Here is a 19,218-nt window from a genome sequence, read left to right as displayed (position 1 = left end):
TACCAACGGACACGGTGGTTCCTTTCACGGGGGTGTTCTGAAGTGCACAGGCCACCGGCCCGGTGCGCGGGTGCACCGGGCGGGGCGTGGGTCCTGGGGGATGTTAGAGCGTCGAGCCGATCTCGTCGGCGGGGAGGGCCGCTCCGAGCTCGGCGGTCTCCGCCGCCCGCTCCCGGCCGTATCCGATGATCGATTCGAGGATCTCGCCCACCCGGACCGCGGTGTTGGACAGCAGCGAGGAGGTGATGCCGTGGGTGTGCTCGGTGCCGCCCTGGAGGTAGATCCCGCAGGCGACCTCGGGGTCGGTGGTGATCCGGTAGTCGCGCTCGACCCGGACCCGGCCCCGCTCGTCGCGGTGGCAGTACTGCTCGACCTCGCCGAGGAGGCCGAAGGCGTCGGCGGAGCGGTAGCCGGTGGCGTAGACGAGGACGTCGGCGTCGAGCGGGGTGCGCTCGCCGGTGACCAGGTTCTCCACGGTGGTGCGGACCTTGTCGGGGCTCTCGATGACCTCGGTGAGGCGGGAGACCTTCAGGAAGCGCAGGCGCTCGGTGCCGAGCACCTTCTCCTGGTACTCCTGGCGGTAGAGCTCGTCGATGAGGTCGATGTCCACCACGGAGTAGTTGGTGTTGCCGTGGTAGCCGATCAGCTTCTGCTTGATCTCCTCGGGCGCGGTGAAGTACTCGTCCACGGCGGCCGGGTCGAAGATCCGGTTGGCGAAGGCGCTGTCGTCGGCGGGGCTGTAGCCGTAGCGGGAGAAGACCGCGCAGACCTCGGCGCCCGGGAAGGTCCGGTGCAGGTAGGCGACGTTCTCGGCGGCGCTCTGGCCGGCGCCCACCACGATGAAGCGGGTGGGGTCGGCGTCCTTGAGGCCCTCGACCTTGCCGAGCAGGTCGGAGTTGTGCCAGATCCGCTCGGTGCGGTCGACGCCCTCGGGCATCCGCGCCTGCAGACCGGTGCCGATGACCAGGTTGCGGGCCCGGTGGACCACGAGTTCGGAGCCGGAGCGGGCGGTGACGTCCATGTACTGGACCACGCCGTCCTCGACGACCGGGCGGACCGAGACGACCTCGGAGCCGTAGGACACCATGTCGTCGACCTTGGCCGCGGCCCACTGGAAGTAGTCGTGGAACTCCACGCGCAGCGGGAAGAGGTTCTTGTGGTTGACGAAGTCGATCAGGCGGCCCTTGCTCTGCAGGTAGCAGAGGAAGGAGTACTCGCTGGTCGGGTTCCGGAGCGTCACCAGGTCCTTGAGGAAGGACACCTGCATGGTGGCGTCGTCGATGAGCATGCCCCGGTGCCAGCCGAACTCCGGCTGCCGCTCGAAGAAGTGGGCCGTCACCGCCTCCTGCCGTCCGACGCCTGCGTTGTGCTCGCTGAGCGCGATCGCCATGGCCACATTGGAAGGGCCGAAGCCGATTCCGATGAGGTCGTGGATCAAAGGTGCGTCGTCAGGAAGAGCCTGTGACATGTCACTCCCAATCGTGCGGGGCAGCCGCTTGTCAGGCGCTGAGGGGAACCCGTGGAAAGCATGAGCGGGGGCACGCCGAAGCGGCGGCCCGATTACTTAGGCAAGGCTAACCTGATCTTTTCGGCCTGTCGACAGGGGCATACCGGACACCATCCGGGGACACGGGGACGAACCCGGAGCAAATGGGACCCCGTTGCACACTTAGGTAAGCCTTGCTTTACTGACCCTCGTCGTGTCACTGCTCTCAGGAGGAAACCCATGCGGGTCGTCATGTTCGGATATCAGACCTGGGGGCACCGCACCCTGCAAGCCCTCCTGGAATCCGAGCACGATGTCGTGATGGTCGTGACGCACCCCAAGAGCGAGCACGCGTACGAGAAGATCTGGAGCGACTCGGTCGCCGACCTCGCCGCCGAACACAACGTACCCGTCGTCATCCGGAACAGGCCTGACGACGAGGAGCTGTTCGCGGCACTGGAGGCGGCCCGCCCCGACATCATCGTGGCCAACAACTGGCGCACCTGGATCCCGCCGCGGATCTTCGGCCTGCCGCGCTACGGCACCCTCAACGTGCACGACTCGCTGCTGCCCAAGTACGCCGGGTTCTCCCCCATCATCTGGGCGCTGATCAACGGCGAGACCGAGGTCGGCGTCACCGCGCACATGATGGACGGCGAACTCGACGCCGGGGACATCGTGCTCCAGCAGGCCGTGCCGGTCGGCCCCACCGACACCGCCACCGACCTGTTCCACCGCACCGTGGACCTGATCGCCCCGGTGACCGTCGGCGCCCTCGCCCGGATCGCCGCCGGCGAGACGGAGTTCACCCCGCAGGACCGCTCGCAGGCCAGCTTCTTCCACAAGCGGGCCGAGGAGGACATCCGGATCGACTGGAACTGGTCCGCCGAGGAACTGGAGCGCCTGGTGCGCGCCCAGTCGGCGCCCTACCCGGCCGCGTTCACCCACCACCGGGGCCGCCGGCTGGAGATCCTGGGCGCGGTCGTCTCCGAGGGCCGCTACGGCGGCACCCCCGGCCGGATCTTCTACCGGGAGGGCGCCGGTGTGGTGATCGTCGCCGGGGCGGACGCCCGCACCGGGCGCAACCACGGCCTGGCCATCACCCGGGTCCGCACCGAGAGCGGCGAGGAGATGCCCGCCTCCGACTACTTCACCCGCATGGGCGGCTACCTGACCAGCCGCCCGTAGGGCCCCCGCCGCCACCCGCGGCACACAGACCGCCGGCGACCCCTCACGTGGCCCCGGGGCCGCCGGTCGCCGCCGTCGGACGGACTGCCCTGTCCGTCCGACGGCGGCGCATCGCCGTACGGGGCAGGGTCCCTGACGGTCCGCCACCTCGGGGTAGGGTCGGGAGGTACCGCCTTGTCGACGCTCTGCGAGGGAGAGCCATGGAACAGCCCGCCGCCCCGGGCGTCCTCGGGCTCAACGCCTATCTGATGTACGCCATCGGGAAGGCGGCCCGCCGCCGGCTGACCGAGAAGCTCACCGCGCACGGACTGCGCCTGTGGCATCTGACCGTGCTCGACCTGCTGGCCGAACGCGGCCCGCAGTCCAAGGGCACGCTCGCCGGCCGGCTGGACATGAACGCCAGCGATCTGGTCAAGGTGGTGAACGACCTGGTCAAGAAGGACCATGTGGTCTGTGTCCGGGACACCGACGACCGCCGCCGTGTCCTGGTCCGGCTCACCCCCGCCGGACAGGCCGCCCTGGAGCGGCTCAACGCGGACATCGCGGCCACCGACGAGGACCTCCTCGCCTCCCTGACCGGACCCGAACGCACCCGGCTCACCGTGCTGCTCCAGCGGGTGCACGGGGACCTGGCCCCGGCGGCGGCCCCCGTGGCCCGCCCCCGCCGGGCCGGCTGAACCCGCCCGCGCCGAATCCGCCCGTCCCGCTCAACCCACAACCGCTGACAGCGAGTTGGAGCAGGCCGTACGATGCGCGTGCCCCGGCGGAATCCGGGGCCACAACTGAATGCGTGTGCGACTGGGGGAAGCCGGTGGGAATCCGGCGCTGACCTGCAACCGTGAGCGGCACGTCCGGCGGCAACGACCGGGCTCCGCGAGTCGGGATGCCCGGCGCAACCGCGATCCCGCTTCCCCTGTCACGGTCTGCAGCGCGAAGCCCCCGACCGGGCCACCGGTCCCGCCCGGCGGCGTGCCGTACGGGCGGCCGGGGTGTGCGTGCCGCAGGCCCCGCCACCCCCGAAAGGCAGCCGCATGCGCCGGTCCGTCCCGCTCACCCGCACCGCCGTCCTCCGCACCGCCGTCACCGCCACCGCCCTCGGGCTGGCCCTCACCGCCGTCCCCGGCGCGGCCCACGCCCAGCCGGCGCCGGTGGCCGCCGCCGCCCGCACCAACGCCCCCGTCAAGGTGACGCTCACCGTGCAGGGCCCCGACGGCCTGCTGTTCCAGGGCCGGATCAAGACCCGCGGCCACGAGGTCACCACCGCCACCGGCGGCACCCACCGCTGCGACGGCACCAACGGCGGGGCCAACCCCAGCGCCGTGCCCACCCCGACCGCCGCCCTCGACGACGCCGCCCGCAAGCACCGGTTCCGCTGGGACGGCACCTGGTACGCCTCCTTCGACGACTTCTCCGTGGACCAGATCAAGAAGGTCAGCGGCGGGGCCACCGCCTACTGGAGCATCTCCGTCAACGGGACCCCGACCCCGGTCGGCGGCTGCCAGTTCAAGCTGAACGCCGGCGACCGGGTCGCCTTCACCTACACCACCTTCTGACCCCCGGGAACCCGGACGGCCCGCCCGCCGACTACTGACCCGTGGCACACGGGAAGGGAGCCGGATGGGCGGGCTGGACGTGCGGATGCGCGGGGTCGAGTGCCGGCACGGGCGGCTGCCCGCCGTGCACGGCGTGGACCTGGAGATCGCCGCCGGTGAACGGGTGGCACTGACCGGGACCAACGGCTCCGGGAAGACCACCCTGCTGCGGGCGGTGCTCGGACTGCACCGGCCGGCCGGCGGCTCCGTGCTCGTCGGCGGGCGCGGGGACGCCACCGCCGCCGACCGGGCCTGGCGGCTGCGGTCCTGCGCCTGGATCCCCCAGAAGCCCGCGACCGGCCGGTTCCCGCTGCTCGCCGCCGAGTTGCTGGCCAGCGGGGGCGCCCCGGCCGAGGCGGCGGAGGCGGCCGCCCGGCTGGGCGTCGCCGGGCTGCTCCGGAGACCCCTGCACACCCTGTCCGGCGGCCAGCTGCAACGCGTCTACCTGGCCCGGGCGATCGGCTGCGTGGCGGCCGGCGCCCAGGTGGTGCTGGCCGACGAGCCGACCGCCGCACTGGACTTCGACGGGCAGGCGGAGGCCGCCGACACCCTGGCCGCGCTGCCCGTCACCCTGCTGGTCGTCACCCATGACCGGGCCCTCGCCGAACGCTGCGACCGGGTCCTGGAGATGGCCGCCGGCCGGCTGCGGGAGATCCGGTGAACGCCCTCGCCACCGCCGACGTCGGCGAACTGCTGCGGCTGCTGCCGGTACGGCGCGCCGGGTTCGCCCTGCTGCTGGCCTCGGTCGGCCTGCCGGTGATCGGGGTGGTCATCGTCGGGCTCGACATCATGCCCGTCCGGTTCGCGATGATGCACGTGGCCCTGCTCGGCATCGCGGTCGGCCTGTGGACCGGCCTCGACCCCATGCTCTGCGCCCTGCTGGCCTGTGCGCTGGCCGGTGCCGGGGTGGCCCCGCTGGCCCGCACCCCGGACGGCCTGTCGGGGGCCATGGGCCTGCTGATGAGCCTGGCGGTGGCCGCCGCCCTGCTGGTCCTCGCGGTGACCGGGGTCAACGCCTCCGGAGCCTTCGCCCTGCTGTGGGGGTCGATCCTGTCCGTGGGGACCACCGACCTGGTGGTCCTCGGGGTCCTGGCGGTCGCCGTGCCGGCGCTGTTCTGGTGGCGCCGCCGGGACCTGGCGCTGCTGCTGTACGACCGGGAGCTCGCGCACTGCTCCGGGGTGCCGGTCCGCGGCCTGACCCTGGTCCTGCTGGTGCTCGTCGCCGTATCGGTGGCCGGGGCGATCCGGCTGACCGGCGCCCTGCTGGTCGACGCGCTGACCCTGCTGCCCGCCCTGGCCGCCCGCCGGATGGGGCGCTCGCTGACCTCGATCACGCTCTGGGCGGTCGCCTTCGGCGTGTTCGGGAACCTGACCGGGTTCCTGCTGGCCCTCTGGCTGGACTGGCCGCCCGGACCGGTCCTCGTCCTCACGGCGGGGGCCCTCGTCCTCGCCGTGCACCTCCTCCCGGAACGGAGCATCCGCTCATGGCGCGCACCCGCGTCCGCACCTCCCGCGTCCCCACCTCCCCCGCCCGTGCCCTCCTCGCACTGACGCTCTCGGTGACCGTCGCCCTGCCGCTGCTCACCGGCTGCGGTTCGGACGGCGGTTCGGACGGCGACCCGGCCCCCGGCGGCCGGTCCGCGGACGGACCCGCCGTGGTGGTCACCACCACCTGGGAGGGCGCCCTCGCCAAGGCCGCCGGAGCCCGGGACATCAAGGTGATCGTGCCCGGGTCGGTGCACCACGCCCCGGACTACGACCCCAAGCCCTCCGACCTCGCCGCCGTGGCCGAGGCGGACTTCGTGCTGTACGCGCCCTTCGAACCGTACGCCGCGAAGATCAAGGAGGCGGCGGGCTCCAAGGCCGAGCTGGTCGAGGTCGCACTGGACAACGATCCCGCCAAGGCCGGCGCCGAGGTGGCGAAACTGGCTACGCTGTTCGGCACCGCGGAGGCGGCGAAGACCTGGCGTACCGGCTTCGACGCCGAGTACGCGCGGCTGAACGGCGAGCTGAAGGCCGCCTGGCCCGGCGGCCGGAGCCCGGTCGTGGTCAGCCAGGTGTTCACCGCCTGGTCGGCACGGCTGGCGGGGGTCACCCCGGTGGGCACCTACGGCCCCGAGCCGGTCACCCCGGCACGGCTGGCGGAGCTCACCGCGAAGAAGCCGGCGCTGGTCCTGGAGAACGCCCACATGTCCGCCGGAACCGTGCTGCCCGGGACCGCCGCCCGCCAGGTGTCGATCGTGAACTACCCGGGCGAGGACCTCGACCTGCTGACCGTGTACCGCAACGCGGCGGCCGAACTGAAGAAGGCCATGGCCGCCACGGCCCCCTGACCGGACGGGCCCCGCCGGGGCGGCCCCGGCGGAACGGCCGCCGGCGGGACGGCCCCCGGCCGCCGGGCCGGGGGCGGGTCACTCACTCCGAGATGTCGGCCGGGGCCCCGCCGGGGAGTGCCGCGGCCCGGGCCCGCAGGGCTTCCCGGTCGGGCTTCCCGGCCGGGGTCAGCGGCAGTTCGGCGAGCTCCAGCAGCCGCTCCGGGTGCTTGTCCGCGCCCAGACCGAGGGCCGACAGATGGGCGGCGAGGGCCCCCAGGCCCGGGGCGGTCGCCCCGCGCGGCACCACACAGGCCGCCAGCCGCTCCCCCATCAGCGGATCCGGCACCCCGACGCACACCACGGACCGGATCCCGGGGTGCGAGCTGAGGGCCCGTTCCACCTCGGCGGGGCTGATGTTGGCGCCGCCCCGGATGACGATGTCCTTCAGCCGGCCCACCACGTGCAGCAGGCCCTCCGCGTCCAGACAGCCGAGGTCCCCGGTGCGCACCCAGCCGTCGGCGGTCCGGTACCGGGCGTCCAGTTCGGGTGCGCCGACGTAGCAGAGCGGGGTCATCGGGCCGCGTGCCACGATCTCCCCGATCCGGCCCTCCGGGAGCGGCTCACCGGTCGCGGTGTCGGTGATCCGGATCTCGGCCACCCGGGGGTCGGGGCGGCCGGCCTGCACCCCGGGCCCGCCGGTCGGCGGGGTGCGGTGGTCCAGTCCGGTGTGGCAGTTGACCCCGTCGGCGGACCCGTAGAGGTTCACCACCGGACAGCCGAAGGCGGCGGCCGCGGCGGAGGCGGTGGTCGGGTCGAGGGGCTCCCCGCCGAGCACCAGGGCCGTAGGCGCCGGCACCCCGCCCCCATCGCCTTCGGGTTGACTGTCGGCCTCGGCTTCGAGCCGGTCGAGCATCATCCGCACCATGGTGGGCACGCCCAGCACATGGGTGGGCCGGTGCTCGCGTACCGCCGCCAGGGCGGCCTCCGGGGTGAACCGGCCGAGCAGCACCAGGGTGCCGCCGTGCCGTGCCAGGGTGACTGCCGTGCCGTTGGAGCCGAAGGCGGAGGCGAGCGGCACCAGGAACAGGCAGCGCGGCGGGGTCCCGTCGGGGATCAGCGAGCCGAGGAAGTTCCCCCGGCCGCCGGCGAGGGCGTTGTGCGAGTAGGCGATCATCTTCGGTTCGGCCTCCGAGCCGGAGGACACCAGGATCCGGGCCGGGCCGTCCGGGTCGGGCCGGTCCGGGAGGAATCCGGCCGGGTCCTGCCGGAGCAGCCGGGACAGCGGCACCGCCCCGGCCGGTGCCTCCCCGGGCCCGGCGGCGATCACCTGCCGCAGCGCGGGCAGTTCGCCGGCGAGCGACAGCAGCCGGGCGGCCTGCGGGGCGCCCCGGTGCTCGACGACGGTGATCACGGCGACCGCCCCGGATCTCCGCAGCAGACTGGCCGCCTCCGCCGCGCCCCGGCCCACCGGGAACGGCAGTGCCACGGCGCCGAGCGCGGCCAGCGCCAGATCGGCGATCACCGCGTTCCGGTGCTCGGGCAGTTGTACGCCGACCACCTCGCCCGGCCCGACCCCGAGCCCCCGGAGCCCGGCGGCCAGACATCGGACCTTGCGGTCCAGGGCGGTGTAGCAGAGCGCCCCCTTGGCGTCGATCACGGCGGTCCGGTGCGGATCGGCGATCCGCCGGGCCCGGAACAGGCTGTAGAGGTCGAGGTCGGGACAGGCCCCGTCCAGGGCCCAGGACCGGCGCAGACCGGCCGGCAGCAGGTCGCGCAGCACCGGCCGCCGCGCGGCGGCGGGGACCGGGCCGGGGACGGGGACAGGGACGAGGACGGTGTGGGCAGCGGTGGCGGGCAGGGCCGGTGAGCCGCCGAGGGGGTGCTGGACGGGGGTCGTGGTCATCCGAAGCTCCAGGGGTCGCGGACCATGGGTGCGCCGTGCGCGTCGCGGCTGATCGAGCCGGTGAATCGCGGATCGTGGTGCGGTCCGGCCAGGTCGGTGGTGACCCGGGCCGCGGTCAGTCCGGCCGCCCGCAGCCGGGACAGCGCCTCCTCGGTGGGCAGGTTCCGCAGCGGATGCCCGGCCGCCCCGGCCGCCGACCGGTCGGCCGGCAGGATCCAGCCGTCGGCGGTGCGCAGCGGGCGGCGGAATCCTGCGGGCCGGCGGGCGGGTTCGCCGCGGGCGGCCCGGCGCAGGGCCGGGCCGGTCAGCAGGTCGGCGGCGCCGAGCAGCGAGGAGTCCACCCGGACGCCATGGCCGGCTCGTTCGCGGAGCAGGAGCCCGGAGAGCACGGCCTGGGCGCCGAGCAGTCCGCCGAGGACGTCGAGGAGGGTCATCAGCGACGGGGCCGGGTCCTCCCCTTCGGGTCGGACCGCCTCGCCGGTGCCGGTGCGGGCCTGCACCATGAAGTCGGTGCCCATGGGGGCGTCTTCGAGCCGGCCGGCCCAGCCGCTGGTGTAGGCGTAGACCAGACGGGGGTTGACGGCGGCCAGGTGCTCGGCGTCGAGCCCGAGGGCGGTGGCCTTGCCCGGCGCCCAGTTGTGCAGGAACACGTCCGCCCCGGCGACCCGTTCGAGCAGCCCTCGGCGGCCGGCCGCGGTCTTGATGTCGTGTTCGACGGCCCGCTTCCCCCGGTTGAGGGCCAGCCAGCGGGCGGACACCCCGGAGCAGGCGGGCGGCATTCCGCGCAGCGGGTCCCCGCCCGGCGGCTCGATGCGGACGACCTCCGCGCCGAGCAGGCCCAGCAGATGGGCGGCCAGGGGGGCCTGGATGCGGCGCCCGGCCTCCAGCACCGTCAGCCCGTGCAGCGGCCGCCCCGCCACGGGTGCGATCCCCGGCACCGGGCCCGGGGGCGGTAGGGCCGGGCCCAGCGGGGCGAGTTCCCACGGCGGTGCCCCGTCGTGTTCGGCGGCCCGCTCGGCGAGGGTCCGCAGGGCGCACACCTCCGCCCCGGAGCGGGCGGCCGCCTCCCCGATCCGCTCCCAGGGGTGGGCCCGGGCGGTGGTGTGCAGGGCTTCGGGGAAGGGGGCGCAGGCGGTGGCGTAGCGGAACTGGAAGGGCTGCCAGCCGGCCCGGACGGCGTCCCGGGGCGCGCCCAGGTGCTGCCAGAACCGGGCCCAGGCCTCGGGGTCGAGGGTCTCCAGTTCGAAGCGGATCCCGTCCCCGCTGGTGAACGGCGGTCCGCCGGGGGCGAGTCGAACCGCCTCGGGTTCCTCGGCCCCGGCCGCCGCGAGGTACTGGGAGACGGTCAGCAGCCCGGCCAGATCGGCCCGCGTGCGGACCTCGCGGACCTCGGGGGCCTCGGGTACCTCGCGGACCGCGTGGCCCTCCCCGACCGCCCCGGAGCGGGCTTGGGCGATCAGTCCGGCCAACAGGCCCTGCACGGTGAGGAGTCCGGTCGCAGTGCTCGCGAAATCGGCGGCCAGGGCGCGGGGTTCCCCCGTACGGCGGCCGTGCACCGCCATGATGCCGGTGGCGGCCTGCGCGGTGGCCTCGTCGACGATCCCGGTCCCGGCCGGGCCCCAGGACAGGTGCGCCGCCAGGCCCGGGAACCCGCCGCCGGCCAGCCGTATCCCGCCGGCCGTCCCGGCCCCGGCCGCCGGGGCGTCCGCGCCCCCGGCGGGCGGTTCCCCTCGGGCCCCGAGCAACCGCAGCTGTCCGGCCACCACCCCGGTGAGCTCCGGGGGCCCGGCCGTCTCGAAGCGCAGCGCGTCGAGCGGCCGGGCCGCGGGCGGCGCGAGTGCGGGCGCGGTCACGGGTGACCTCATGCCTCTCCTCCAGTGGATCGGGAACCGGGCGGCCGGTGGGCCCGACCAGTTCCACGGGCGGGCGCGCACGGGCTCGTACCAAGGAGTCGGACAGCCGTTCCCACGGGTTCCCGGCCGGCCGGAGGAGAGAGATGGCGCGTACCCCGGACACGAGGAGCACCGCGGACCGGGATCTGCCGGAGCGCGGACTGCCGCAGCGGGTGGCGGAGTTCGTCCGTGACCGGGTGATGCCCCGGGAGGGGGTCCTGGACGCGGGCGGGCCGGCCGCCTCGGCGGCGCTGGGCGCCCTGCGGGAGGAGGCGAAGGCGGCGGGCCTGTGGGCCCTGCCGCTCCCCGCCGAACTGGGCGGCGGGGGAATGGACTTCGCCCGCTACGCCCGATCGGCGGAGGGCGAGGGGGCCAGCGACCACGGCCCGGCGGCCCTGGGTTCGGCCTCGCTGCTCGACGTTCGCATGCTGTCCCGGCACGGCAGCGCGCGGATCCGGGAGACCCATCTGCGGCCCCTGGTGGCCGGGGAGGTGCGGGCGAGCTACGCGATGACGGAGCCGGAGGTGCCCGGCACCGATCCGCTGCTCACGGGCACCCGGGCCGAACGGCTGCCCGACGGCGGCTGGCGGATCTCCGGCCGCAAGTGGTTCACCTCGGGGGCCGGGGACGCCGGGCTGGTCACCGTACTGGCCCGGACCGGCGGCCGGGACGGGGACCGCGACGGGCTGTCGCTGCTGGTGGTCCCGGCGGCCTCGGACGGCTTCCGGGTGGTGCGGGAGCTGCCGGTGCTGGGGGCGGGCGGCCAGTGGGAGATCGAACTGGACCGGGTGGTGGTCCCGGCCGACCACCTCCTCGGCGCCCCGGGCCAGGGCCTGGCCATCGCCGGGGAGCGGCTCCAGTGGGGGCGCACCCTGCGGTGCCTGCGCTGGCTGGGGCAGGCGGTCCGGGCCTTCGACCTGCTGTGCGCCCGCGCGGCCTCCCGGACCGGCTCCCGGGGCCCGCTGGCCGGCCACCAGCTGGTCCAGCAGCACGTGTTCGAAGCACTGCTCTCGATCCGGAGCACCCGTCCGCTGGTGTACGAGGCGGTGGCGCTGCTCGCGGCGGGCCGGGACGCGCGCACGGAGGTCGGCCTGGCCAAGGTGGCGGCCGCCCGGATGCTCCAGCAGGTCACCGACTCCGCCATCCAGATCCACGGCGCGGCCGGACTGGGCCCCGACACCCCCCTCCCCTCCCTGTTCCGCACCGCCCGCACGGCCCGCCTCCTGGACGGCCCGGACGAACTCCACATCACCTCGGTCGCCCGCCAGGTCCTCCGCTCCCACCGGCCCCCGACCTGACCGGGCTCCCTGCCCGGCCCGGCCAGGCAGACCGGCGGGTCCCATCGGGAAGTCAGTCCGCCCCGGTACGTCGGGCAGTTGCGGGAAGTCCGGGCAGGTCGACGAGACCGGTTCGGGCGGCGAGGGCGAGGGCGAGGAAGAAGGTCCCCCAGACCAGTTCATGCCGGACGGCCAGTCCGCGGCCCGCGTCGTAGCAGCCGTCGAGAAGGACCCCTTCACAGGTCAGATGGCCCTCGGCCAACCGCCGCAGCACCACCTCGGCCGAGGCCTCGGCGGCGGCCCGCTCGGGGCCGGCGGCCGGGGACCGCGAGGGCACGGCGAGCATCAGCAGGGCGGTGGCGGTGATGGCGGCGGCGGAGGTGTCGAGCGGTCCGGCGGGGTCGCCCTCGTCGGCGTACGGGACGGGCGCGCCGGCCGGCAGCAGCCGCTCCACGGCCGCCGCCCCGGGGTCCGCCCCGCACAGCCGTCCCTCGGCGGCACCGAGCAGCAGCCAGGCCCGGCCGCGGCTCCACCCGGGCGGCGGCTCGGCCGTACGCCGCCAGCCGCGCCCGGTCGCGTACTCCCACCCGTGCCCGTCCCCGTTCCCGTGCCCGCCCGGGGCATCGGGCAAGGCTCCGGCCAGGGCCAGATGGGTGCGGAGATGGGTGGCGGCGGCCGACCGTCCGGCGGGGCCCAGTGCGGCCAGCAGCGGAACCACACCGGGCACCCCGTCGCTACGGACCGCCCGCGGGGCCCCGGCGGCCCCGGGCGCGAAGGCGGACCCCCAGGGGACCGCTCCGAGTTCCGGGTCCATGGCCGCGAGCAGGGCCCGGCCGGCCCGCTCCCGCAGGGCGGTGGCCTCCGGGTCGTCCTGGGCGAGGGCGGTGCCGTACCAGAGGATCAGGCCCCGGGCGGCGGTGTCCGCCTCCACCCAGGCCGCCAGCCGAGCCGTGCACCGCACGGCGGCCTCCCGGTCGCGCGCGGTCCCGCTGTACCGGGCCCGCAACCACAGCAACCCGGCCCAGCAACCGCCCGCCCACGACCCCCGGGCCGTCGTGGTCCACCCCCCGCCCCCCACCTCGGCGAACAGCGGAAACCTGCCCCCGACCTCCCCCTCGATGACCCCGACCCGCCCCACCACCCGCTCCAACGCCCGCTCCGGCCAGCCCCCTTCTCCCCGACCGGACATCACAGCGCCTCCCCCGACCGGTTCGGCCCCGGGGCCGCCGGGGCGCGGCCTCGGGGGCGTCCCGGCCGGGGGCCGGGGCGGATCGCCCGGGCACCGGCGATGGCCGAGGCGGCGGCGAACTCGGTGGCCACCAGGAGCCAGCCGGCGGTGTAGTGGCCGTTCTGGGCGAGCAGCCCGAACAGGGGCGGGCCGGCGGCGAAGCCGGCGAAGAAGCCGGCCGAGACCAGGGCGGAGTCCCGGCCGGCCCGGCCGGCCGGGGCCCGCTGGATGACCAGGACCATGGTCACGGCGTTGGCGGACACCGCGAACACCCCGATGGCGGCGGCGCCCGCCCAGGCCAGCGCGGTCATCCGGCCGGCCCCGGCCAGCAGGGCCGCCGCCCCGACGGCTCCGGCCGCCAGCAGGGCCGGCAGCCGTTCGGCCCGCCCGGGGCGGGCCGCCTTCGCCCAGCCCACCCGGCCCGCGATCCCGGCCAGTCCGAGCACCGCCACCAGCCCCGCTGCGGCGGTCGGTCCGAGTCCCAGCCGCTGGGTGCCGTACAGCGTCAGATAGGTGTTGACGGAGGCGATTCCGCAGCCCAGCAGGAGGGAGAACCCGGCCAGCCGGGCCACCGGCGCCCCCTCCCCGGTGCGGCCCGGACCGGGCTGCTCCCGGGCTCCGGGGGCGGGACCCGTCGGCGGCCGGTCGGGCGGCAGGGTCCGCCAGGCCCACAGCGCGGTGAGCAGGGCGCTGCCCGCGGCCGTCCCTACGGCGGCCCGCCAGCCGAGGCCGCCGGCCAGCGCGGCCAGCGGGAGACCGGCGGCGAACGCTCCCAGCTGCACCCCGGACTGCTTCATGCCGGTGACCGCGGCCCGGCGCTCCGCCGGTACGGCCGCCAGCACCGCCTTGTTGGTGGCCGGGTTCGCGAGGGCCTGAGGCAGGCCGCCCAGCGCCACCGCGGCGAGCAGCGGGCCGGTCCCGGGTGCGGCGGCGATCAGGGCGAGGGCGAGGGCGGAGACCAGGAGGAGCAGGACCAGCGAGCGGCGCGGGCCGGTGCGGTCCACCAGCCGGCCGGCGAACGGGGAGAGGGCGGCGGCGGTTCCGAAGCCGATGGTGGTGGTGAGCCCCAACATCAGCGGGGAGGCGCCCAGTTCGGTGACCAGTCGGGGGCCGAGCACGCCCAGCAGGAACAGCTGGAGCATGGAGAAGGCCATCGCGCAGGTCAGCAGTGGTGTCAGCCGGTGCCCCCGGGTCCACCCGGTCCCCGTCATCCCTCTCCCGCCCTCGCCGCTACTCCCTGGTCCAGCACCGGAGTTGTCGGATGGTCGGGGCGTCCGGTTCCCGGCCGGGGAGGCTTCGAGCGGTCCGCGTGTCCGCCCGCTGTCGGTCCGTGCACCGGGGTGCGAGGATGAGCCGCCATGATGTCGGACCCCGGGTGCCGAGCATTGAGGGCCGCGGTGTTCGCGGCCGTCTGCGTGCTGCTCGCGGCCCTCGGGCACCTGCTGATGTCCGGGGCCCCGCTGCCCTGGTGGGTGATCGCCTCGGGATGGGCCGGTACGGCCGCGGCCGCCTGGTTACCGGCCGGCCGGGAGCGCGGCCGGGTGGCCGTCACCGCGGCCGCGGTGCTCGCCCAGGGCCTGCTGCACCAGGGGTTCTCGCTGGCCCAGTCGGCCGGGCCGCGCCCCCTCCCGGGATCCTGCGGCCCACCGGGACCGGCCGCGCCGGCCGCCCCCGCCCTGCCGGCCCACCAGGGCCACGGCGGCCACACCACGCACATCACCCACAGCACCCACAGCATCCACACCGCGCACACCATGGCCGGTCCGTTACCGGTGCCGGACCGGCTCCCCGACCGGCCGCCCGGCTCCCTCCCCCCGTCCGGTCTGGGCTCCGCCGCCCACGACATGGGCTGTATGTCACCGACCGGCATGATCGCCGCGCACCTGCTGGCCGCCCTGCTCTGCGGGCTCTGGCTGGCCCATGGTGAACGTGCGCTGTTCCGGCTGTTCCGCTCCTTCGCCGCCTGCGCCGGGCGGTTCCTGGCCCCGCTGTGGGCCTGGGCGCACCGCCCGCCGACCCCGCCCGCCCGCCGGCCCGAGCACCGGGGCCGCCGTGAGCGCCGGGCCCGCAGACCGGGCCGGCTGCTGCTCTGCCACGCCATCACGTCGAGGGGTCCGCCCCCGGGGGCCGCTGTCCGCTGACAGCCGGTTTCCCGGGAGCGCGCCGCGTCGCGCGTCCGGGCATCGGTCCGGCGCGCCCGCGCCCGGCCGTACCCCGTTGCTCTTCCGACGAAGGACTTGGCGATGACCCCTGCCCTGACTCCCGCGCGCCCGGCGCGGAACACCTCCGGTGCCGACGAGGCGGTGACCCGGCTGGCGCTGGCCGCCCGGGGCGGCGATCCGGAGCAGGTGGACCGGTTCGTCCGGGCCCTGCACCCGGATGTGCGCCGCTATGTGGTCTTCCTGGGCGCCGATCCGCAGGCGGCGGAGGACCTCACCCAGGAGACGTTCCTGCGGGCGCTGGGTGCCCTCCACCGCTTCGAGGGCCGTTCCTCGGCCCGGACCTGGCTGCTGTCGATAGCCCGCCGCACCGTGATCGACAGCCTCCGGTACGCGGCGGCCCGCCCCAGGCTCTCGGGCCGGGACGACTGGCAGACGGCCGCCGAGCAGGCCCAGCCGCGCGGTCTGCCGGGGTTCGAGGACGGGATCGCGCTGGCCGAGCTGCTCGCGGCGATCCCCGCCGAGCGTCGGGAGGCGTTCGTCCTCACCCAGGTGCTGGGGCTGCCGTACGCGGAGGCGGCCAGCGCGATCGGCTGTCCGGTGGGCACGGTGCGGTCCCGGGTGGCCCGGGCCCGTACCTCCCTGCTCGGGCTGCTGGCCGTCTGAGGGCCCGAGACCGCCCGCCGGCCCGGCCCCCGCGAGGGGTCCGGGCCTGCGGGCGGTCCGGTGCTCCGGTGCTCAGTCCCGGCCGCCGTCGCGGACCGCGACGATCCCGTTGAACACCCCGACGTAGGCGGTGCCGTCCGGGCCCAGGGTGATCGGGGCCCAGTTGTTGTCGTAGAGCGGGCCGGTGCCGGTGAGTTGCCGCCAGCGGCGTTCGCCGGTGCGGAAGTCCACGGCGGTGAGGTACCAGGCGTCGATCCCCCAGAAGTGGGGCTCCTTCTCGTAGAAGTACAGCAGCCCGTTCCCGGTGGAGAGTTTGGGGACCGTCGAGGGTGAGCGGATCGCGCTCTCCCATACGGTGTCGCAGCCGCTGCCGTCGGCGCGGACGTCGACCCGGCTGACCCCGCCGACCACGCTGCGGCCGAACAGCAGGGTGGTGGGGTTCTCGTAGCCGTGATTGTTCTCCACGACCAGGCTGTTGCCCCAGCTGATCAGGGAGTTGTCGGTGGTGGAGGCTCCGGGGCGGAAGACCGGGACCTTGCAGACCAGCCGGTCGGCGGGCGGGAGGTCCGGCGCGCGCCGGTAGACGAGGATGTTCATCCGGTCGTCGGCGTTGTCGGTGATGGCCACGTAGCCGTCGCCGAACAGGTCGGGTGTGGTTCCCGAACCCTGGTTGACGGAACCGGGTTTGGTTCCGGTGCCCCGGTCGTAGGTCTGCCGCCACTGGACCAGCGGGGTGCCGTCGGGGCCGGCCCGGAAGCTGTACAGGGCGTGGTCGGAGACGATGGAGACCCCGTCCTCGGCGACCGAGAAGGAGTTCTGGATCTCCTCGCCGGGCAGCCGTACGGAGCGGATGGTGCCGGTCCCGGGGTCCACGGTGCCGACCCGGCCCAGTCGGGTGATCCACCAGATGCGGCCGTTCCAGTCGGGCATCACGGAGGTGACCGGGTCGCAGGTGCCGCTCGGCCGCAGGTTCGTCCAGCCGACGCAGTCGTGCGGGACGTGGCCGGTGAGGTCCCAGTCGTCCTCGACGGTGAACTTCCAGCTGCCGTCCGGTTCCTGGCCGTGGGCGAGCCGCAGGACGTGCTGGCGGGAGTCGGCGAGCACCGCCCGGTCCTGGTCGTCCAGGTAGAAGTAGGCGCCGCCGGAGGTGTCCTTGAAGATCTTCGAGAAGTCGAGGGAGGTGATCGCCTCGACGGTCGAGGAGCGCTGGGGGAGCCGGTGTTCGGCGAGGGTGTCGAGGGTGCGGGGGTCCAGGAGTTCGACCTTGAAGCCGGAGAAGGTGCCGCAGACGGTGACCAGCCGGCCGCCGGAGTCGAAGGTGGCGGTGGCGCATTCGCCGCCCAGTGCGGCGATCTTCCGGCTGGTCACCCGGGGGTCCCGGCCGAGCGGCCCGGACCAGGGGACGGTGGCGCTGCCGGCCGCGTCGGAGTGCATTACGCTGCGGCCGTTGGGGGCGAGGTACGGGTGCTGCGGCGGGGCCTGGCCGGGCAGCGGGGCGGCGGTCGCGGGGGCGCCCTGGTAGGGGTCGACCAGTCGGTGGCCGGGCGCCTTCGGTATGCCCTCGCCATGGGCCGGGGTGGTGCCGGTCAGGATCGCCAGGGCGGCGAGGGCGGGAACCACTCCGCAGTCGAGCGCTCTTCGGACCATCGGTCTCCTCCGTTCGCGTCTCTTCGCCGACGGGGTCGGCATCGCACGGGACGTCGCGCCGCCGCCAGACGCTAGGTGCCTTCGCCCGAGGAGTCCATAAGGCTGAGGACGCTTCAGGATCAGGGCTTGATGCCCGCCAGGAAGAAGCCGAGCAGAGCGCAGACGAGCGCGTGCGCGAACTTGAGGTGCACGGAATACAGACGTACAGACGTACGGGCGTACGGGCGTACGGGCGTCAGGACTTGACGATCTCGTTCCAGTGCACCGTCCGGCCGCACCAGCGCTTCAGCAGCACCGGGTCATGGCCCACGGCGAGCAGTCCGGCCCCGGTCTCCGCGCGGTACTCCTCCACCACGCCCACCAGGGCCGCCGTGGTCGAGGCGTCCAGCATCGCGGTCATCTCGTCGCACACCAGCCAGCGCGGCTTGAGCACCAAGGCCCTTGCCAGGCAGGCGCGTTGCAGCTGACCGTCGCTGACCTCGTGCGGGCGGCGGGTGAGCAGTTCCGGGCCCAGGCCGACCCGGTCGGCCAGTTCGGCGACGGCCTCCTCCAGTCCGGCCCGGCGTCCGGTGGCGCGCAGTGGTTCGGCGATGGTCTCGCGGAGCCGCAGCCGGGGGTCGGCGGACTGCCGGGGCTGCTGGAACACCACGCCCACGGCGGTGCGGAGTTCCCGGGCCGCCCGGTGCCGGTAGCCGGTGACGGTGACCCCGTCGATCAGATGGCGGCCCCGGTCCGGTCGGTGCAGCAGGGCCGCGACCCTGGCCAGGGTGGACTTGCCGCAGCCGCTGGGGCCCAGCAGGCCCAGGGACTCGCCGGGACGCAGGACCAGGTCGGCGCCCCGGACCACCGGGTCGCCGGGTTCGTAGCCGGCGGTGATGCCGTGCAGCTCAAGCATGGTGGCAGGCCACCCCGTCGGTCAGGGCGGGGCGTACGCCGCACTCCGCGTCGGCGTGCCCGCAGCGGGCGGCGAAGGCGCAGCCCGGCGGGAGGGCGCCGAGCTCGGGCGGAGCGCCCGGGATAGGGGTGAACTCCCGCTCGGGGAGCGCGGCGAGGAGTCCGCGGGCGTAGGGGTGGCGGGGGCCTGGGGTGCCGAAGAACCGGTCGGCGGGGGCGAGTTCGACGATCCGGCCGGCGTACATGACGGCCACGGTGTCGGCGATCCGTTCGGCGGCGGCCAGATCGTGGGTGATCATCAGCAGCGCCCGGCCCTCCTCCCGGGTGTGGGCCCGGAGCTCGTCCACGGTGCGGTCGACGAGTTCCCGGTCCAGGCCGGTGGTCGGTTCGTCGGCGAGCAGCAGCGGGGCCTCGCCGACCAGGGCGAGGGCGGTGGCGGCGCGCTGGGCGAGTCCGCCGGAGAGTTCGTGCGGGTACCGGTCGAGATGGCTCGCCGGGAACGCGGCCCGGGCCGCGGCGGACTCGCCGGCGGCCCGGACCCGGGCCCGCCGGGACCCGCCGCCGGGGCGGCTGCCGGGGACCGGGCCGGCGAGGGCCCGGACGGTCTCCTCCAGATGCGCGCGGACGGTGCGGACCGGGGTCAGATGGGCGGCCGGGCTCTGCGGGACCAGGCCGACCCGGCGGCCCCGGACCGTACGGGCCAGGGTCCGTTCCCCGGCGGCCAGCAGGTCCAGGCCGTCGGCCAGCCGGGCCGTGCCGGCGGTCTCGGCGTTGGCCGGCAGCAGCCCGAGCAGCGCGGAGGCCAGGACCGACTTCCCGCAGCCGCTCTCCCCGACCAGGGCCAGGCACTCCCCGGCCGCCAGCCGGAAGGAGGCCCCGCTGACGGCGGCGATCCGCCGTCCGCCGCGCAGGGTGAAGCGTACGGACAGGTCCTCCACCGTGAGCACGGGCGGGACGGCGGTCGGCCGTAC

General features: G+C 75.3%; 17 protein-coding genes and 1 riboswitch. Of the genes, 9 read left to right on the top strand and 8 right to left on the bottom strand.

Annotated elements, in window-relative coordinates:
* Positions 1–103: 103 nt before the first annotated feature.
* The gene (locus ACZ50K_RS04750; RefSeq protein WP_468897497.1) at positions 104–1,468 is read right to left on the bottom strand and encodes a lysine N(6)-hydroxylase/L-ornithine N(5)-oxygenase family protein; all 1,365 of its coding nucleotides are present in this window, start codon (positions 1,466–1,468) and stop codon (positions 104–106) included.
* Between the two features lie 258 nt (positions 1,469–1,726).
* Between ACZ50K_RS04750 and ACZ50K_RS04745 the strand changes: the two genes are divergently transcribed.
* From ACZ50K_RS04745 to ACZ50K_RS04720, 6 genes are all read left to right on the top strand, one after another.
* A complete protein-coding gene (locus tag ACZ50K_RS04745) occupies positions 1,727–2,674 on the top strand; it encodes a methionyl-tRNA formyltransferase (RefSeq protein WP_468897494.1) in 948 nt (315 codons plus the stop codon).
* Positions 2,675–2,874: 200 nt separating this feature from the next.
* The gene (locus tag ACZ50K_RS04740) at positions 2,875–3,351 is read left to right on the top strand and encodes a MarR family winged helix-turn-helix transcriptional regulator (protein ID WP_468897491.1); all 477 of its coding nucleotides are present in this window, start codon (positions 2,875–2,877) and stop codon (positions 3,349–3,351) included.
* Positions 3,352–3,475: 124 nt separating this feature from the next.
* A riboswitch (cobalamin riboswitch) is annotated at positions 3,476–3,563 on the top strand.
* Between the two features lie 142 nt (positions 3,564–3,705).
* Positions 3,706–4,227 (top strand): DUF4430 domain-containing protein, encoded by a 522-nt coding sequence (locus ACZ50K_RS04735; protein ID WP_468897489.1) that lies wholly within the window; start codon positions 3,706–3,708, stop codon positions 4,225–4,227.
* 64 nt (positions 4,228–4,291) lie between these two features.
* Positions 4,292–4,927, top strand: a complete 636-nt coding sequence (locus tag ACZ50K_RS04730; protein ID WP_468897485.1) for a metal ABC transporter ATP-binding protein — start codon at positions 4,292–4,294, stop codon at positions 4,925–4,927.
* The gene (locus ACZ50K_RS04725) at positions 4,924–5,817 is read left to right on the top strand and encodes a metal ABC transporter permease (RefSeq protein WP_468897482.1); all 894 of its coding nucleotides are present in this window, start codon (positions 4,924–4,926) and stop codon (positions 5,815–5,817) included. The genes ACZ50K_RS04730 and ACZ50K_RS04725 overlap by 4 nt, the downstream gene beginning before the upstream one ends.
* On the top strand, positions 5,751–6,599 hold the full coding sequence (locus ACZ50K_RS04720; protein WP_468897480.1) for an ABC transporter substrate-binding protein: 849 nt from the start codon (positions 5,751–5,753) through the stop codon (positions 6,597–6,599). Before ACZ50K_RS04725 ends, ACZ50K_RS04720 begins: the two co-directional genes overlap by 67 nt.
* Positions 6,600–6,681: 82 nt before the next feature.
* Here the strand turns inward: ACZ50K_RS04720 and ACZ50K_RS04715 are convergent, their stop codons facing one another.
* Both ACZ50K_RS04715 and ACZ50K_RS04710 read right to left on the bottom strand, forming a co-directional pair.
* A complete protein-coding gene (locus tag ACZ50K_RS04715; RefSeq protein WP_468897478.1) occupies positions 6,682–8,484 on the bottom strand; it encodes a class I adenylate-forming enzyme family protein in 1,803 nt (600 codons plus the stop codon).
* Positions 8,481–10,349, bottom strand: a complete 1,869-nt coding sequence (locus ACZ50K_RS04710) for a CoA transferase (protein WP_468897476.1) — start codon at positions 10,347–10,349, stop codon at positions 8,481–8,483. The genes ACZ50K_RS04715 and ACZ50K_RS04710 overlap by 4 nt, the downstream gene beginning before the upstream one ends.
* A gap of 131 nt (positions 10,350–10,480) precedes the next feature.
* On the opposite strand from ACZ50K_RS04710, the gene ACZ50K_RS04705 reads away from it, so the two are divergent.
* The gene (locus tag ACZ50K_RS04705; protein WP_468897474.1) at positions 10,481–11,674 is read left to right on the top strand and encodes an acyl-CoA dehydrogenase family protein; all 1,194 of its coding nucleotides are present in this window, start codon (positions 10,481–10,483) and stop codon (positions 11,672–11,674) included.
* A 52-nt stretch (positions 11,675–11,726) separates the two neighbouring features.
* On the opposite strand, the gene ACZ50K_RS04700 is transcribed toward ACZ50K_RS04705, so the two are convergent.
* Together ACZ50K_RS04700 and ACZ50K_RS04695 are read right to left on the bottom strand one after the other, a co-directional pair.
* Positions 11,727–12,614, bottom strand: coding sequence for a sugar ABC transporter permease (locus ACZ50K_RS04700; protein WP_468897471.1), 888 nt, complete (start codon positions 12,612–12,614; stop codon positions 11,727–11,729).
* Between the two features lie 227 nt (positions 12,615–12,841).
* Positions 12,842–14,092: an MFS transporter gene (locus ACZ50K_RS04695; RefSeq protein ID WP_468897469.1), complete on the bottom strand. Its 1,251-nt coding sequence runs from the start codon at positions 14,090–14,092 to the stop codon at positions 12,842–12,844.
* A 174-nt stretch (positions 14,093–14,266) separates the two neighbouring features.
* Here ACZ50K_RS04695 and ACZ50K_RS04690 point away from each other — a divergent pair, with 174 nt between their 5' ends.
* Entirely contained in the window at positions 14,267–15,022 is a 756-nt protein-coding gene (locus ACZ50K_RS04690; protein WP_468897467.1) for a hypothetical protein, read from the top strand.
* A 102-nt stretch (positions 15,023–15,124) separates the two neighbouring features.
* A complete protein-coding gene (locus ACZ50K_RS04685) occupies positions 15,125–15,706 on the top strand; it encodes a sigma-70 family RNA polymerase sigma factor (protein WP_468897465.1) in 582 nt (193 codons plus the stop codon).
* A 72-nt stretch (positions 15,707–15,778) separates the two neighbouring features.
* Here ACZ50K_RS04685 and ACZ50K_RS04680 read toward each other — a convergent pair whose 3' ends face one another.
* The 3 genes from ACZ50K_RS04680 to ACZ50K_RS04670 form a co-directional block, all read right to left on the bottom strand.
* The gene (locus tag ACZ50K_RS04680) at positions 15,779–17,353 is read right to left on the bottom strand and encodes a hypothetical protein (protein ID WP_468897463.1); all 1,575 of its coding nucleotides are present in this window, start codon (positions 17,351–17,353) and stop codon (positions 15,779–15,781) included.
* A 235-nt stretch (positions 17,354–17,588) separates the two neighbouring features.
* Positions 17,589–18,248: an ABC transporter ATP-binding protein gene (locus ACZ50K_RS04675; protein WP_468897461.1), complete on the bottom strand. Its 660-nt coding sequence runs from the start codon at positions 18,246–18,248 to the stop codon at positions 17,589–17,591.
* A complete protein-coding gene (locus ACZ50K_RS04670) occupies positions 18,241–19,194 on the bottom strand; it encodes an ABC transporter ATP-binding protein (RefSeq protein ID WP_468898449.1) in 954 nt (317 codons plus the stop codon). Before ACZ50K_RS04670 ends, ACZ50K_RS04675 begins: the two co-directional genes overlap by 8 nt.
* Positions 19,195–19,218: the final 24 nt, after the last annotated feature.

Source organism: Streptomyces sp. NPDC033845 (assembly GCF_055576225.1).
This window is presented reverse-complemented; position numbering and strand designations above follow the sequence as displayed.